The 15,789-nt window shown below is 69.1% G+C and carries 15 protein-coding genes; 2 read left to right on the top strand and 13 right to left on the bottom strand.

Annotated features, from left to right (window positions below; all coding sequences use genetic code 11):
* Nucleotides 1-13 precede the first annotated feature (13 nt).
* Nucleotides 14-2,926, bottom strand: coding sequence for an isoleucine--tRNA ligase (gene ileS, locus RTL41_RS01995; protein ID WP_312160806.1), 2,913 nt, complete (start codon nucleotides 2,924-2,926; stop codon nucleotides 14-16).
* Nucleotides 2,927-3,515: 589 nt separating this feature from the next.
* On the opposite strand from ileS, the gene RTL41_RS01990 reads away from it, so the two are divergent.
* Nucleotides 3,516-3,908, top strand: coding sequence for a GreA/GreB family elongation factor (locus RTL41_RS01990; protein ID WP_312160805.1), 393 nt, complete (start codon nucleotides 3,516-3,518; stop codon nucleotides 3,906-3,908).
* A 180-nt stretch (nucleotides 3,909-4,088) separates the two neighbouring features.
* On the opposite strand, the gene RTL41_RS01985 is transcribed toward RTL41_RS01990, so the two are convergent.
* The 7 genes from RTL41_RS01985 to RTL41_RS01955 all read right to left on the bottom strand — a co-directional run bounded on the left by RTL41_RS01985 (nucleotide 4,089) and on the right by RTL41_RS01955 (nucleotide 10,687).
* Nucleotides 4,089-5,024 carry a bifunctional riboflavin kinase/FAD synthetase gene (locus RTL41_RS01985; RefSeq protein WP_312160804.1) on the bottom strand — a complete coding sequence of 312 codons (936 nt, stop codon included), beginning with the start codon at nucleotides 5,022-5,024 and terminating at the stop codon, nucleotides 4,089-4,091.
* A gap of 4 nt (nucleotides 5,025-5,028) precedes the next feature.
* The gene (locus RTL41_RS01980; protein ID WP_312160803.1) at nucleotides 5,029-5,457 is read right to left on the bottom strand and encodes a MaoC family dehydratase; all 429 of its coding nucleotides are present in this window, start codon (nucleotides 5,455-5,457) and stop codon (nucleotides 5,029-5,031) included.
* Nucleotides 5,458-5,500: 43 nt separating this feature from the next.
* Nucleotides 5,501-6,364: a TIGR01459 family HAD-type hydrolase gene (locus RTL41_RS01975; RefSeq protein WP_312160801.1), complete on the bottom strand. Its 864-nt coding sequence runs from the start codon at nucleotides 6,362-6,364 to the stop codon at nucleotides 5,501-5,503.
* Between the two features lie 46 nt (nucleotides 6,365-6,410).
* Nucleotides 6,411-7,712, bottom strand: a complete 1,302-nt coding sequence (locus tag RTL41_RS01970) for an EAL domain-containing protein (protein ID WP_312160799.1) — start codon at nucleotides 7,710-7,712, stop codon at nucleotides 6,411-6,413.
* Between the two features lie 101 nt (nucleotides 7,713-7,813).
* Complete coding sequence (locus RTL41_RS01965) at nucleotides 7,814-8,692, bottom strand: 3-hydroxybutyryl-CoA dehydrogenase (protein ID WP_312161356.1); 879 nt, start codon at nucleotides 8,690-8,692, stop codon at nucleotides 7,814-7,816.
* Nucleotides 8,693-8,996: 304 nt separating this feature from the next.
* Nucleotides 8,997-9,941, bottom strand: coding sequence for an electron transfer flavoprotein subunit alpha/FixB family protein (locus tag RTL41_RS01960; RefSeq protein WP_312160798.1), 945 nt, complete (start codon nucleotides 9,939-9,941; stop codon nucleotides 8,997-8,999).
* Nucleotides 9,941-10,687 carry an electron transfer flavoprotein subunit beta/FixA family protein gene (locus tag RTL41_RS01955; RefSeq protein WP_312160796.1) on the bottom strand — a complete coding sequence of 249 codons (747 nt, stop codon included), beginning with the start codon at nucleotides 10,685-10,687 and terminating at the stop codon, nucleotides 9,941-9,943. Before RTL41_RS01955 ends, RTL41_RS01960 begins: the two co-directional genes overlap by 1 nt.
* Nucleotides 10,688-10,846: 159 nt before the next feature.
* Here RTL41_RS01955 and RTL41_RS01950 point away from each other — a divergent pair, with 159 nt between their 5' ends.
* The gene (locus RTL41_RS01950; protein ID WP_312160794.1) at nucleotides 10,847-11,131 is read left to right on the top strand and encodes a hypothetical protein; all 285 of its coding nucleotides are present in this window, start codon (nucleotides 10,847-10,849) and stop codon (nucleotides 11,129-11,131) included.
* Here RTL41_RS01950 and RTL41_RS01945 read toward each other — a convergent pair.
* From RTL41_RS01945 to RTL41_RS01925, 5 genes are all read right to left on the bottom strand, one after another.
* A complete protein-coding gene (locus tag RTL41_RS01945; RefSeq protein WP_312161354.1) occupies nucleotides 11,128-11,691 on the bottom strand; it encodes a cob(I)yrinic acid a,c-diamide adenosyltransferase in 564 nt (187 codons plus the stop codon). The two genes, RTL41_RS01950 and RTL41_RS01945, sit on opposite strands and share 4 nt — an antisense overlap.
* Before the next feature lie 2 nt (nucleotides 11,692-11,693).
* The gene (locus RTL41_RS01940) at nucleotides 11,694-11,897 is read right to left on the bottom strand and encodes a twin transmembrane helix small protein (protein ID WP_312160792.1); all 204 of its coding nucleotides are present in this window, start codon (nucleotides 11,895-11,897) and stop codon (nucleotides 11,694-11,696) included.
* A gap of 33 nt (nucleotides 11,898-11,930) precedes the next feature.
* Nucleotides 11,931-12,548: a TetR/AcrR family transcriptional regulator gene (locus RTL41_RS01935; RefSeq protein WP_312160791.1), complete on the bottom strand. Its 618-nt coding sequence runs from the start codon at nucleotides 12,546-12,548 to the stop codon at nucleotides 11,931-11,933.
* A 195-nt stretch (nucleotides 12,549-12,743) separates the two neighbouring features.
* Nucleotides 12,744-13,397 (bottom strand): TetR/AcrR family transcriptional regulator, encoded by a 654-nt coding sequence (locus RTL41_RS01930; protein ID WP_312160788.1) that lies wholly within the window; start codon nucleotides 13,395-13,397, stop codon nucleotides 12,744-12,746.
* 740 nt (nucleotides 13,398-14,137) lie between these two features.
* Entirely contained in the window at nucleotides 14,138-15,778 is a 1,641-nt protein-coding gene (locus RTL41_RS01925) for an acyl-CoA dehydrogenase family protein (RefSeq protein WP_312160785.1), read from the bottom strand.
* Between the last annotated feature and the right edge of the window lie 11 nt (nucleotides 15,779-15,789).

Genomic DNA, 15,789 nt, shown 5'->3' with positions numbered 1-15,789 from the left:
CCGGCGGCGCGGCTCAAGCCCGCGCGGCGTCCCAGGCGGCGACCGCGTCGGCGTCACGCAGGGACAGGTCCGGATAGCGCGGATCGGATCCGACCTCCGGCAGGATCCGCCAGGAGCGGGCGCACTTGCGGCCCTTCGCCTTCAGCGGCTCGGCCGCGACGCCGGGAACCTCGGCCAGGCGGAAGGCGTCGGCCGGGCCTTCGCCCTGGACCAGGGTCGCCTGGCTGGTGCGGAACACCTCGGCGGCGTCCAGGCCCTCGAAGGCGGCCAGCAGCTCGGCGTCGGCCACGTGCACGCGGGGCGCCGCTTCCAGGGCCGCGCCCATGCGCTTCTCGCGGCGCTCGACCTCCAGCGCGCCGGTGACCACGCTGGTCACCTGCTGCACCTTGGCCCAGCGCTCGGCCTCGGCGTCGTTGCGCCACTCGGCCGGCGTCTCCGGGATCTGCCGCAGGCAGTTGGAGTGGGTGTCCGGATAGCGGGTGGTCCAGGCCTCTTCCATGGTGAACGGCGTCAGCGGGGCCAGCCAGGCGGTGATCCGCTCGAACACCGCTTCCATCACCGTGCGCGCGGCGCGGCGGCGCAGGGCGTCGGGGCGGTCGCAATAGAGGCTGTCGCGGCGGATGTCGAAGAACAGCGAGCTCAGCTCGTTCTGGCAGAACTCGATGACCGGCCGGATGACGTCCTGGAAGACATAGCCCTCGTAGCCGGCGCGCACCTGGGCGTCCAACTCCCACAGGCGGTGCAGGACGAAGCGCTCCAGCGGCGGCATCTGCTCCAGCTCGACCGCCTCGTCGGGCGAGTAGTCGGCCAGGGCGCCCAGCATGTAGCGCACGGTGTTGCGCAGCTTGCGATAGGCGTCCGCGGTGGTCTGCAGCACGGTCTTGCCGATGCGGCTGTCGTCGGAATAGTCGATCATCGCCGCCCACAGCCGGATGATCTCGGCCCCGGACTCGCGGATCACGACCTCGGGGTCGACCACGTTGCCCTTGGACTTCGACATCTTCTCGCCGTTCTCGTCCATGGTGAAGCCGTGGGTGAGGATGGCGTCGTAGGGCGCGCGGCCGCGGGTGCCCGAGCTTTCCAGCAGCGAGGACTGGAACCAGCCGCGGTGCTGGTCGGAGCCCTCGAGATAGAGGTCCGCCGGCCAGTGGGTGTGCTCGCGGTTCTCCAGCGTGAAGGCGTGGGTCGAGCCGCTATCGAACCAGACGTCGAGGATGTCGTCGATCTTCTCGTAGCGCTCGGGATCGTGGGGCCCCAGGAAGTCGGCGACCGGGCGGTTGAACCAGGCGTCGGCGCCCTCGGCCTTGATCGCCTCGATGATCCGGGCGTCGACCTCGGGGTCGTGCAGCGGCTGGTTGGTCTCCTTGTCGACGAACATGGCCAGCGGCGCGCCCCAGGCGCGCTGGCGGCTGATCAGCCAGTCGGGGCGGCTCTCGACCATCGAGCGGATGCGGTTCTTGCCGGCGGCCGGATAGAAGGCCGTCGCCTCGATCGCCTCCAGCGCCGTCTCGCGCAGGCTGCGGCCGCCGAGCTGCGGGGTGTCCACCGGCTCGTCCATGCGGATGAACCACTGCGGGGTGTTGCGGAAGATCACCGGGGCCTTGGAGCGCCAGGAGTGCGGATAGGAGTGCTCCATCCGGCCGCGGGCCAGCAGGGCGCCGGCCTCGATCAGCTTCTCCATGACCGCGCCGTTGGCCGGGCCGAACTTGCCGGCCTTCTTGCCCTCGGTCTCCAGCACCTTGAGGCCCGCGAACAGCGGCACGTGCGGATAGTAGGCGCCGTCCGGATCGACGGTCTCGGGGATGTCGCGATGGCCGTGGGCCAGCCACACCAGGTAGTCGTCCGCGCCATGGCCGGGCGCGGTGTGCACGAAGCCGGTGCCGGCGTCGTCGGTGACGTGGTCGCCGTCCAGCAGCGGCACCTGGAACGCATAGTGGGCGTCCAGGGCGTGCAGCGGGTGCTCGCAGACCATGCCCTGCGGATCGATGGTCTCGATCTTGCGCCAGCTCGCGATCTTGGCGGCCTTGAACACGTCCGGCGCCAGCTTCTCGGCGAGGATCAGCTTGTCGCCGGCCTTGGCCCAGGGCTCGAACTCCAGCCACTCTTCCATGGCCTCGACCTGGTAGACGGCGTAGTCGACCGAGTCCGAATAGCTGATCGCGCGGTTGGCGGGGATGGTCCAGGGCGTGGTGGTCCAGATCACCACGCTGGCGCCGCGGGCCGCGTCGCTGCCCTCGACCACCGGGAACTTCACCCAGATCGTGGGCGAGACATGGTCGTGGTACTCGACCTCGGCGTCGGCCAGGGCGGTGCGCTCGACCGGGCTCCACATCACCGGCTTGGAGCCGCGATAGAGCTGGCCGCTGGCGACGAACTTGTGGAACTCGGCCACGATCGCGGCTTCGCTCGAATAGTCCATGGTCGCGTAGCGGTTCTCCCAGTCGCCGAGGACGCCCAGGCGCTTGAAGCCGGCCATCTGCACGCCGATCCACTTCTCGGCGTAATCGCGGCAGCGGGTGCGGAACTCGGCCTTGGAGACCTCGTCCTTGCGGCGGCCCTGGCCGCGCAGCTCCTCCTCGATCTTCCACTCGATCGGCAGGCCGTGGCAGTCCCAGCCCGGCACGTAGTCGACGTCGTAGCCGAGCAGGAAGCGCGAGCGGACCACGAAGTCCTTCAGCGTCTTCTGCAGCGCGTGGCCGATATGGATCGCGCCGTTGGCGTAGGGCGGGCCGTCGTGCAGCACGAACAGCGGCGCGCCGGCGCGCTGCCGCTCGGCGCGGATGGCGTTGTAGAGGTCGGCCTTGGCCCAGCGGGCCAGGATCTCCGGCTCCTTCTGCGGCAGGCCCGCACGCATCGGGAACGGGGTTTCCGGAAGGAAGACGGTTTCGCGATAGTCGCGCGAAGGTGTTTCGGCGTCGTCGGCCATGGGACTTTCCAGCTGGGCTCGGAACTTAGGGACTAGCGGGTGGTGCCCGGCGCGCGCTGGAGCGATCGTCCGGCGGCGTCACGCCGGGCGAATAATTCGCGGGGATTTCCGAACCGAAGTCATGCCCGGGGCTGTAGCAGAGGGCGCCGATGCGCGCGAGCCCCTTTGGCCGCCGCCGCGGGCCGGGCGGCGGCGATTTGACATCCAGACCCGGGACGGTCAGGATCAAATCAGGATGTGTATTTGCATGAACATGCCGCGCCGAGCGCACCATGCGGGACGCCTAGTCGGAGGAGACTAGCCCCGAACTCATAGCGGCTGCGCGCCGCGAGTTCGGGGATGCTGCATCCGAAATCCTGATCACTGGCTTTTTGACCGTGACGCTTCGTCACGGGGAGCATCGTGACATGCAAGAACGTAGGCCGCCGCCCACAGATACTGCGGGTGTACTTTCCCGTGCCCGGAATTCGGACCCGCCCGCGGAGACGGTGATCGCCTTCCCCCGCCGGCGCGCGCCGACCGTGCAGCCCGATCCAGACGACGACGACACGCCGCCCAGCGCGGCCTGAACAGAACAGGGAGCCATTCCATGGCCGTCAAGACCAAGCCCCGCCCCAAGGTGCGGGTCACCGAAGCCGACTTCGAAAAGCTCGCCGCCATCGGCAGCGCCTCGCGCGCGCCCATGCCCGGCGCCAGCCTGCTGCTGGAGGAGCTGGAGCGGTTCTCCATCGTCTCCGACACCGACCGCCGCGCCAAGTTCGTGCGCCTGGGCTCGCAGGTCACCTATCGCGACCTGGCGCTCGACCGCGAGCGCACCGTGCGCGTGGGCCTGCCGGGCGAGGCGAACGTGGACGAGAACCGCATCTCGGTCCTGGCCCCGATCGGCGCGGCCCTGATCGGCCTTGCGGTCGGCGACGTGTTCCGCTGGGAAGGCTCCGATGACCGCGCTCGCGAGATCGAGGTGCTGGCGATCGAGGACTAGGAACGCCCAGGGATGACACCTGTTTTTTCTCCGGCGGGCGTTCTTCCCGTGTCATCCCGGAAAGCCCGCAGGGCTTGTCCGGGACCCATTCGCGCCGGGCCCGACGAATGAGGCGCCGCCCCGCCGCAAAAAGCGCAACCGACTCGGCGACGGCCTTTGGCGTGGCCGCGCCGCGTCGCCCTAGAACTCGGGCAGCAGCAGCGCGCGGGCCTGGGCGGCGTCGGCGTGGATCTGCTCGACCATGGCGTCCATGCTGTCGAACTTCTCCTCGGGGCGCAGATAGGCCACCAGGTCGGTCTCGATGACCTGGTCGTAGAGGTCCTCGTCGAAGTCGAACAGCCAGACCTCCAGCCGCGGGGCGATCTCGCCGGGCACGGTCGGGTTGACGCCGATATTGGCCACGCCGGCGATCTCGCGCCCGTCTGGCAGGCGGGTGCGGGTGGCGTAGACGCCGAGCCTGGGGATCACATAGTCGGTCAGGGCGACGTTGGCGGTGGGGAAGCCGATCGTGCGGCCCAGCTTGCGGCCGTGCTCGACCACGCCCTCGATGGCGAACGGCCGGCCCAGGATCGCCGCGGCGTCCTGCGGCCGCCCCTCGCGCAGCGCCGCGCGCACGCCGCTGGACGAGAACTTCGCTGCGCCGTCGCCCAGCGCCTCGGCCACCGAGACCGAGAAGCCCAGCTCGCGGCCATAGGCGGCCATCAGCTCGGGGCTGCCGGTGCGGCCCTTGCCGAACGAGATGTCGAAACCCACCGCCACGTGGCGGACATCCAGGCCCTCATGCAGCACCTGGGCGGCGAACTCGCGGTCGGTCAGATTCGCCATCTCCTGGTCGAACGGCAGGACGTAGAAGACGTCGACGCCCAGGGCGGCCAGGGCGCGGGCCTGCTGGTCGGTGTTCATGATCCGGAAGGCCGGGGCGTCCGGCTGGAAGATCTGGCGCGGGTGCGGCTCGAAGCTGATCACGCCCAGCGGCGCCTTCAGGGCCTGGGCGGCCTTGGCCGCCTCCGCGATCACCCGCTGGTGGCCGCGATGCACGCCGTCGAAGTTGCCCAGCGCCACCGAAGCGCCCTTGTCGGCCGTTTCCAGCCCCTTCCAGCCATGGACGATCCGCATGGGGTCAGGCGTCCTTCGGGCGGCGCGGCGCCACCACCACGGCCTCGCCGTCCACCACGGTCTTGCCGTCGACCTGGCAGAGCGTGGCCAGGGTCACATAGCCCCGGCGCTCGTCCAGGGCCTGGACGGTGACGCGGGTGACGACCGGATCGCCGATCTTCACCGGGCGGCGGAAGCGCAGGGACTGGGTCATGTAGATCGCGCCCGGCCCCGGCAGCTTGGTGCCCAGCACGGCCGAGATGTAGGCGGCCGACAGCATCCCGTGGGCGATCCGTCCCTGGAAAGGGGTGGTCAGCGCATAGGCCTCGTCCAGGTGCACCGGATTGGTGTCGCCCGACACGGCGGCGAACGCCTCCACGTCGGCCGCGCCGACGATCTTGGTGGTCTCGGCCGACTGGCCGACGCTCAAGTCTTCGAAGAAAAGCCCCTGCACCCGCAATCCGCTCCCTGTCCGGTTTCTAGTTAGCGGCTTTTGCTCACCACGCCAGATCGGCGATGGCGTAGGTCGCCCGCGCGCCGTCCTGGGCCAGCAGCGTTTCGACCGCCCCGGCGTCGACGCCGCCTGGGCCGATGGTCTCGGTGCCGTGGATGCCGCTGGCCACGAACAGCACGTCCAGGCCCTGGTCGTTGGCGCCCTTGGCGTCGGTGGCCACCGCATCGCCGATGCACAGCACCCGGGCGCGGTCCAGAGGCCGGCCCAGCAGCATCTGCGCCTCGGTCAGGCAGAGGTCGTAGATCGGGGCGTGCGGCTTGCCGGCCATGATCACCTGCCCGCCCATCTGCTCGTAGCGCTGGGCCAGGGCGCCGCCGCAATAGATCAGCCGGTCGCCCTTCTGGACCACGATGTCGGGATTGGCGCAGATCATCGGCAGGCCGCGGGCCAGGGCGACCTTGAAGCGCTCCTCATAGTCGTCGGGCCCTTCGACGTCGTCGTCATAGGGGCCGGTGCAGGAGATGAAGGCCGCCTGCTCGGGGCCGGCGAAGGCCAGGTCCAGGCCCTCGTAGAGCGCCGCGTCCTTCTCCGGGCCGATGGCCCAGGCCGGGCCGGGCGCACGCCCGCTCAGCAGGATGCGGGTGGCGTCGCCCGAGGAGATGAAGGCCGACCAGGCCTCGCGCGGGACGCCCAACTGGTCGAGCTGGGAATGCACGGCGCTGGAGGGGCGCGGGGCGTTGGAGATCAGGATCACCGGGCCGCGCTCGGCGCGCCAGCGGGCCAGCGCCTCGCAGGCGGCGCGGAAACTCTCGCGGCCGTTGTGGATCACGCCCCAGACATCGGAGAGCAGGACGTCGTAGCGGTCGGCGAGGGCCGACAGGCCGGTGATCGGTTGGGGCGCGGTCATGGCCTGCGGCGGTAGCGGTCGCAGGCCCGCGGGTCAATGCGGCGTGTCAGATCCGGGTGGCCGCGGCGGGCCTGCGGGCCAGAACGCCCACGCCGCCGCGGGTGCGCGCGACGGGGGCCGGCGCCGGTTCGGCGGCCGGGGTGTCGGCCTCGGCCAGCACGGCGTCGCGGATGGCGCGCGGCTCGCCGAACAGGTGGCCCTGGCCGTAGGCGATGTCGAGTTCGAGGATGTCGACGATCTGGCGCTCGCTCTCGACCTTCTCGGCGACGATCTCCACCCCGTAGCGGCGGGTGAGCGCGGCGAAGTCCTGGGCGGCCAGGTCGGGCAGCGAGCGCAGGATCAGGCCCTCGTCGGTCTCGACCAGTTCGTCCAGCAGGAACGGCGCGGCGATCTTCAGGAACTTCACGTCGGAGCGGGCCAGGTCCTGGAAGTCGATGTCGAGGTCGGTGACCTTGTCCAGCGAGAAGCGGAAGCCGAGGTCGGCCAGCTTGCCCATGTTGCGGGCCTCGGCCGAGCCGCGGGCGTCGAACGCCGCCTGGCCCAGTTCGAAGATCAGCGCCCCCGACAGGTCGCGGTTGGCGGCCAGCAGCTCCAGGAACTGCGGGAAGAAGGTCTCGTCGCCCAGGCTGGCGATGGAGATGTTGCAGAAGATCCCGACCTTGCGGTCCTGCTTGGCCAGCCGGCGGACGATCTGCACGCAGCGGAACAGCAGCAGGTTGTCGATCGAGGTGACCAGGCCCTCGGGCTCGGCGACGGCCAGGTATTCGGCGGGCATCATCACCCGGCCGGTGGCGTCGCGCAGGCGCGAATAGCTCTCGTAGAAGATCGTGCGGCGCTGGGGCAGGCCGACCACCGGCTGCAGGTAGAGGTCGACGCGGTTCTCGGCCAGGGCCTCGCGGACGGTGTCGAGCAGGGCGGCCGACTGGCGCCGGTGCAGGCCCGGCTCCTGGCGCGCGTGCAGGGCGCTGGCCGAGACCCGCTCCTCCAGGCGCTGGCCCATGCGCTGGACCAGGTCCTCCAGCATGTGGACCTCGTCCTCCAGCGCCTCGGACCGGCCGGCGTCGTCGCTGACCGCGTCGGCGACCTCGGTCATCCGCGCGTCGACCTGCTCCATCTGCGAGAGCATGACGCGCTGGGCCTCGCGCACGGCGTCGAGTTCCTTGCGCAGGGTGCGGAGCTTCAGGGATTGCAGGATCAGGCCGTGCACGGCGAAGCACAGGCCAAGGCCGCCGACCAGGGCCGCGACGCCGGCCGCCCAGCCGCCGCCGTTCCGCCACAGGAGCAGGGCGACGATCAGCGCTAGACAGAGATAGGTGGCCGATAGCGCCACCGAGGTGAACTGTCGCATGAGCCCGCAGAATCCGAATCGCTTGGATTATCGGATGCGTCGGGTCGACAAGTCGAATGGATTAACCAACGCTTCACCATTCCGAAGCGTTCGCCGGTGGATTACCGCGTCGGGACGGGCTTTTCGCCGCGATAGTCGTAGAAGCCGCGGCCGGTCTTGCGGCCCAGCCAGCCGGCCTCGACATATTTCACCAGCAGCGGGCAGGGGCGATACTTGGAGTCCGCCAGGCCTTCGTAGAGCACGTTCATGATCGACAGCACGGTGTCGAGGCCGATGAAGTCGCCCAGTTCGAGCGGGCCCATCGGATGGTTGGCGCCCAGCCGCAGGGCGGTGTCGATGGCGTCGACGGTGCCGACCCCTTCGTAGAGGGTGTAGATCGCCTCGTTGATCATCGGCACCAGGATGCGGTTGACGATGAAGGCCGGGAAATCCTCGGCGTTGGCGGTGGTCTTGCCCAGCGACTTGGCGAAATTGACCGCGGTCTCGTAGGTCGCCGCGTCCGTCGCTATGCCGCGGATGATCTCCACCAGGTTCATCAGCGGCACCGGGTTCATGAAGTGCAGGCCGATGAAGCGTTCCGGGCGATCCGACGCCGCGCCCAGGCGGGTGATCGAGATCGACGAGGTGTTGGAGGCCAGGATCGTATTGGCGCCCAGGTGCGGGGTCAGGGCCTTGAAGATGGTCTTCTTGACCTCTTCGTTCTCGGTGGCCGCCTCGATCGCCAGGTCGGTCGCGCCGATGGCCTGGAGCTCGGGGGCCGGCTGGATGCGGGCCATGGCCACGTCCATGGCGTCCTGGGCGATGGCGCCCTTCACCACCTGGCGGCTCAGGTTCTTCTCGATCAGCGCGCGCCCGGCGAGGATCCGCTCTTCGCTGACGTCGTGCAGGAGGACGTCGTATCCGGCCAGGGCGCAGACATGAGCGATGCCCGCTCCCATCTGACCCGCGCCGATGATGCCGACCGACTTGATCTGAACCATGCCGAAATAAGCCTCGAATGACACGGGCGTGCTCCCCGGCGCGCCCGTTTGCGACGGGTTTCTAACATGCGGAACGGCGCCCTAGCCAAGGCTTTTGCTGCGACGCAGCGTAGCCTTTTGACGGATCGGGGATTCAGGGCCGCCGCTTGGCGGGCTTCGGCCGGCAGCCAGTCGCGCCATGCGTGTATGCGGCGAAGTTTCGGGTTGTCGCCCCGCCAGGCGACTGCTGGCGGCAGGCGTGAAAAAGGGGCGGTCCCTTGCGGGGCCGCCCCTTGATCGTCCGGTTCCTGGAACCTGGCCTGGTTTACTTGCCGGCCGCGGTCAGGGCGTCCATCAGTTCCGGCACCGCGGTCTTGTAGTCCGCGACCAGGCCGAAGTCGGCGACCTGGAAGATCGGCGCGTCGCCGTCCTTGTTGATCGCGACGATGACCTTGGAGTCCTTCATGCCCGCCAGGTGCTGGATCGCGCCGGAGATGCCGACGGCGATGTACAGTTCCGGGGCGACGACCTTGCCGGTCTGGCCGACCTGGTAGTCGTTGGGGGCGTAGCCGGCGTCCACCGCGGCGCGCGAGGCGCCGACCGCCGCGCCGAGCTTGTCGGCGAGCGGCTCGATGACCTTCTGGAATTCGTCGGCCGAACCCATGGCGCGGCCGCCGGAGACGACGATCTTGGCGCCGGCCAGTTCCGGACGCGCCGACTTCACCAGTTGCTGGTCGACGAACTTCACCTTGGCCGAGACGGCGCCGGCGGGAACGGTTTCGACCGAGGCCGAGCCGCCTTCACCGGCCGCCTTGAAGGCGGTGGCGCGGACGGTGATGACCTTCTTGCCGTCCGACGACTGGACGGTTTCCAGGGCGTTGCCGGCGTAGATCGGGCGCACGAAGGTGTCGGCGCCGACCACTTCGACGATTTCCGAGATCTGGGCGACGTCCAGCTTGGCGGCGATGCGCGGGCTGAAGTTCTTGCCCTGCGAGGTGGCCGGGGTCAGGACGGCGTCGTAGCCGGCCATCAGCGGAACCACCGTGGCTTCGACGGCTTCGGCCAGGCCCTGGCCCAGCTCGTCGCTCTCGGCCAGCAGCACCTTGCGGACGCCGGCCACCTTGGCGGCGGCGTCAGCGGCGGCCTTGGCGTCCTTGCCGGCGACCAGCACGTCCACGTCGCCCGACAGGGCCAGCGCGGCGGTGATCGTCTTGTTGGTGGAGTCCTTCAGCGACGCGTTGTCGTGATCGGCGATGACGAGAACAGCCATTAGAGCACCCCCGCGGTCTTCAGGTTGGCGACCAGGTCGCCGGCGGTTTCAACCTTGATGCCGGCCGAGCGCTTGGCGGGCTCGGCGACCTTCAGGACCTTGAGGTGCGGCTTCAGGTCGACGCCCAGCGAGGCGGCTTCCTTGACGTCCAGCGGCTTCTTCTTGGCCTTCATGATGTTCGGCAGCGACGCGTAGCGCGGCTCGTTCAGGCGCAGGTCCGCGGTGATGATGGCGGGCAGGCCGACCTCGATGGTCTGCAGGCCGCCGTCGACTTCGCGGGTCACCTTGGCGCTGTCGGCCGAGAGCTCGATCGCCGAGGCGAAGGTCGCCTGCGGCCAGTCGAGGATCGCGGCGAGCATCTGGCCGGTGGCGTTGTTGTCGCCGTCGATGGCCTGCTTGCCCATGATCACCACGTTCGGGTTCTCTTCGGCGATCGCCGCCTTGAGCACCTTGGCGACTTCCAGCGGCTCCAGATCCTGGTCGGTCTGGATCAGCACCGCGCGGTCCGCGCCCATGGCCAGGGCCTGGCGGAGGGTTTCCTGAGCTTGGGCCGGGCCGATGGAGACGACCACCACTTCAGTCGCGACGCCCTTCTCCTTCAGGCGCACGGCTTCCTCGACTGCGATCTCGCAGAAGGGATTGATGGACATCTTCACATTGGCGAGGTCGACGCCCGATTGGTCGGACTTCACCCTGGCCTTGACGTTTGAATCGATCACCCGTTTGACCGGGACCAACACCTTCATGGGTAGCTAGCGCCTCAAATTTGTTTTTGCGAAAAATTCGGTCGGATGCGGCATAACGGTTCCGCCGAGCATTGCAAGTCGGCGAGGGATCACAGTTCGCCGCATTTTCGGCGAACGAAGCCGCTAGCAGGCCTCTCACGCGAAGACTAGAAGCACCCCATGAACCGTACCATCGACCGGCTGAAGCTGATCTTCCTCGGCCTTTTCATCGTCCTGAGCGCCGGGACCTTCGTCTATCACGTCGGCTGGGTGTGGCCCGGCCAGAAGTGCGAGGAAGCCGGCGACTGGTGGGATTGGCGCAGCCGCACCTGCGCGCATCCGATCCTGATTTCCGACATCACCGGCCGGGTGATCAAGGACGACAAGACCCGCGCCGCCGCCAAGGCCGACGCGGCCAAGGAACGCGCCGAGAAGCCGGCGGAGAAGGCCGCCGCCAGGCCCTAACGCGTCGCGCCGGACTGCCAGAAGACTTCCGCGCGCCCGCGGTCGTTCGCATAGCGGGCGGCCACGAACAGGAAGTCCGACAGCCGATTGAGGTACTTCATCGCCTCGGCCCCGACGCTCTCGCCCGACTCGACCATGGCCACGGCGATGCGCTCGGCCCGCCGCGCCACCGTCCGCGCCAGATGCAGGTTGGCCGCCGCCGGCGTGCCCGCCGGAAGGATGAACGAGGTCAGGGCCGGCAGTTCGGCGTTCATGGCGTCGATCTCGCGCTCGAGCCGGTCGATCTGCGACTGCACCATGCGCAGGACGTGGGTCTCACCCTCCCGCGGCGGGGTGGCCAGGTCGGCGCCCAGGTCGAAGAGCTCGTTCTGCACCCGGGCCAGCATGGCGTCGAGCTCGCCCGTGGCATGCAGCCGCGCCAGGCCCAGGCAGGCGTTGGCCTCGTCGACCGCGCCATAGGCCTCGACCCTCAGCGAGGCCTTGGACACCGGCTGGCCGGTCGCCAGGCGGGTCGAGCCGTCGTCGCCCGTGCGGGTGTAGATCTTGTTGAGCGTGACCAAGGTCAGCCGCCCGACTTCGCGCGCCACCAGACGGCGAGCACCAGCACCGCGATGGCGATGGCCTGCAGCACCACCCGAAGCCGCATCAGCTTGTTGGAGTACGAGCGGCCGAACTCGCCGCCCCGGAACAGCGCATAGAGCCCGACGAACAGGGTGATGGTCACCGCCGCCAGGCTGATCGGGATCAGGTAGGTGAAGATATTCATGCCGCGATCTTAGCCGAGATCGTGCGCCTGGGCCTATTGGTTCGCAGGCGTCGGCGGACGAAATCCGGCGGCGATCAGCCCGATGTGCCGATCCATCACCTTGCTCATGGTGTCGGCGTCGGCGTCTTCCCAGGCGGCCAGCCGGTAGGTCCAGGCGTAGCAGGCCACCAGGGCGTCCACGACCACCTCCAGATCGGCGCCCGGATCGACGTCGCCGCGCGCGACGCCGTCGGCCAGGCAGTCGCGGATCACCAGCCGCAGGCGCTGGTTGCGGCCGTAGGGGCGGCTCGAGGGGCCGAGCGTCCAGTTGTAGGCGGCCGCGATGTGGGCCAGGAACAGCCGCGTGCGGCGGGTCTCGAACGCATAGTGGATGGCGAAGATCGACCGCAGCCGGTCGGGCGTCGAGCCGCGCAGGTGCGGCGCCAGCCGGTCCAGTTCGGCGTAGAGCGCGTCCAGCCGGTCGGCCATGACCTGGCTGAGGATGTCGTTCTTGGACGAGAAGGTCGTGAAGACGCTGCCGACCGAGACGCCCGCCATGCTGGCGATTTCGCGAACGGTGGTGGCGTCGAAGCCTTTGACCTCGAACAGTTCCCGGGCGGCGTCCAGCACGCGCTGGCGCGTCGCCTCCTTCTGGGACTTACGTACGCTCAAATGTTCCCCCCAGCCTGCAACGCTCGTGCAGACGCCCCGAGGAGTGCTTAGGGCGAATCCCGCGCCGGGAATGTGTCATGTGGGAAGATGCGACAGTTCGCCGCGGAGCAGAAGCCTGAAACTGTTCAGGCAAATCGAAAGGCGAGACCTGGACCATTCGGAACAGATCTCGCCTCGATCAGTCTAGACGGGCGATCAGCCGCGACGAGCGCCGGCCAGGATCACGCGGATCTGATCTTTCGACTTGGCCTGCAGAGCTTCGAGGCTCCAGCCGCCGAAGATCGCTTCCTGGTAGTTGGCCAGGTAGCAGTCGAACAGCATCTGGCTGCGCAGCTTCACCTCGGCTTCCTGCGAGAGCTCGCCGCGCTCGACGCCCAGGTTCAACTGCTCGGTGAACAGGTCCTGCAGTTCCTGGACCGGCGCCAGGTCGCGCAGTTCCTGGCCCTGTTCCGGCATCCACGAAATGCCGAAGGCCGCGCGGGCCAGGGGCAGGCGGCTCTTGTAGAACGCATAGCCGGCGACGAAGAGCTTCAGCAGGGTGTCGTCGACGCCGCGGCCGCGCGAAACGCCGTCGCGCATGGCTTCGACCAAGGCCTCCATGTCGGCGACCATGATCTCGCGGAACAGGTCCGACTTGTCGGTGAAGTTGGCGAAGACGGCGCCGGTCGACATGCCCGCTTCGGCGGCGATGTCACGGATGGTGGCGCCTTCGTAGCCGGCTTCCGAGAACAGGCGGCGCGCGGCGGCCAGCACCTTGGCGCGGGTCTGCTGCTTGGCCAGGGCGCGGCGGGTCGGAACGCGGACCTGGGCCTCGCCGGCGACTTCGATGTTGCTGGAGACGTGTTTCATCGGGCGATCCTCGCCGTAGCCATCGCCATCGGCTGTTCGAACTCTACGCAATACTCTTTCACTACCTTTGCGATCCGATCGGCGCCTCGCAGCGCGGGACGCAGCCCCAGGAGGGCGGCGTCGCGCAGCTCAGCCATGAGCCGGCTCGGGTTTTCTACGGCTAGTATGCCGCCCGGGGGGAGACGGACGGCGGTGTCGCAGGTCGTCATGACCACAGATTCCTCTTAGCCCTTCGCAACGGCGCGTCCAAGCGAAGGGTTTGGTTGAGCGCGTTCAGCGAACTCGTTCCACGATGCGAGTACGAAGGCTGCATGTAGCGCGCCGCGCCAGGCTTTGCCGTGTGGCGCAGCGTCGCAGACCGGCGTTTTCCTGTGAAACCGGCGGCCGTCGAGTCGGGCTCCCGACAGCCCAAAAGATCGAGAGTCGCTGAGCATGCTCGCAAAACGCCGGGTGCTGGAAGTTGTTCTCGTATGGCGCATGCTGGGTGTGCGCCTGAGTGGCACACCCAAGACGTGGATACGCGGCGAAACCTCATCCCCCTCGCAGGTTTATTTTCGGGTCTGGGCGGCGGCGGGTGTCCAGGTCGAACTGGACATCTGTCCAAGGCGAGCCGCAGTAATGTCGAGCTCGCAAGCGCCGAGGCGACGCCTCCGAAGGCGCGCGGCAATAGCCATCAAGAAATCGTGTAGCCGGCTGCTTGCGCTATATTGGCATGCGCTCCGCCAAAATAACGCCGGGATCTAGTTCGCGCCTTCCAGCAGCCGCCGGGCGATGACCTGGGCCTGGATCTCGCCGGCGCCCTCGAAAATGTTGAGGATGCGGGCGTCGGCCAGCACGCGGCTGACCGGCTGTTCGGTGGCGAAGCCGGTCCCGCCGTGGATCTGCACGGCGTTGTCGGCGCAGGCCCAGGCGATCCGGGCCGCCACCAGCTTGGCCATGCCGGCCTCCAGGTCGCAGCGGCGGCCCTCGTCCTTGGCGCGAGCGGCGAACCAGGTGAGGCGGCGCGCGCCCAGCAGCTCGGCCGCCATCATCGCGAGCTTGTTGGCCACGCGCGGGAAGTCCGAGATCGGACGGCCGAACTGCCGGCGGGCGATCGCATAGTCGACCGCCAGGTCGAGCGCCGACTGCGCGACGCCGATGGCGCGGGCCGCGGTCTGGATGCGGGCGCTCTCGAAGGTGACCATGAGCTGGACGAAGCCCTGGCCCTCCTGGCCGCCCAGCAAGCGCTCGTGCGGCACGCTGAAGCCGTCGAAGGCGATCTCGTACTCCTTCATGCCGCGATAGCCGATCACGCCGATCTCGCCGCCGCCCATGCCCGGCGCGGGGAAGGGATCGGCCGGCGTGCCGCGGGGCTTCTCGGCCAGGAACATCGAAAGGCCGCGATGGTCCTTGGAGGCCGGGTCGGTGCGGACCAGCAGGGTCATCAGGTCGGCGCGGGCCGCATGGGTGATCCAGGTCTTGGCGCCGGTCACCTTCCAGGCGTCGCCCTCGCGCACCGCGCGGGTGCGCAGGGAGCCCAGATCGGACCCGGCTTCCGGCTCGGTGAAGACGGCGGTCGGGATGATCTCGCCGCTGGCGATGGCCGGCAGGAAGCGCTGCTTCTGCTCCTCGGTGCCGTGGGCGAGGATCAGTTCGGCGGCGATCTCCGAGCGGGTGCCCAGCGACCCGGTCCCGATCCAGCCGCGCGACAGCGCCTCGGAGACCACGCACATGGCGACCTTGCCGAGCCCCGAGCCGCCATAGGCCTCGGGCGCGGTCAGGCCGAACACGCCCAGGGCCGCCAGCTCCTCGATCAGCGGCAGCGGGATCAACTCGTCGCGCAGGTGCCAGCCGTGCGCGAACGGGACGATCTTCTCCTCGGCGAAGGCATGGAACTGGTCGCGGATGTGTTCCAGGGTCTCGTCCAGGCCGCTCGCCTCCAGCGACGGGCGGCCGTGAGCGGTCTCCAGCAGTTCGACGATGCGGGTCTTCACCGCCTGGGAGGCGCCCGGCGCCAGGCGCGCGACGACCGCCGCCAGCGGGCCAGGCTCCAGGCCCAGGTCGCCCGGGCGGAAGGTCTCGCCCTGGTTCATCGGCAGGCCGCCGGCCAACTGGCTCAGGTACTCGAAGGCCAGAAGCTGGGCCGGCAGGGCTTCGGCCTCGCCCAGCTTCCCCTCGGCGTCCAGCGCGCCGGCCCAGGCGGCGGTCTGGCGCAGGGTTTCGGCATAGGCGGCGGCCCAGGCCAGGCCGTGGGCCACGTGCTGCTCACGGTCCAGGGCGGCGCGGTCCAGCCGGCCTTCCCGGGCGACGCGCGCGGCGACGGCCTCCCGGGCATGGGCGACATAGGTCTCGGCGGCGGCTGCGGCGTCGGCCAGCAGGCCGGGGAGGTTCTGAAGGATCATGGCGGCTCGAC

The organism is Phenylobacterium sp. (assembly GCF_031984885.1).
GTDB lineage: Bacteria > Pseudomonadota > Alphaproteobacteria > Caulobacterales > Caulobacteraceae > Phenylobacterium.
Note: the sequence above shows the minus strand (reverse complement) of the source record. Positions and strands in the feature narration are given on the sequence as shown.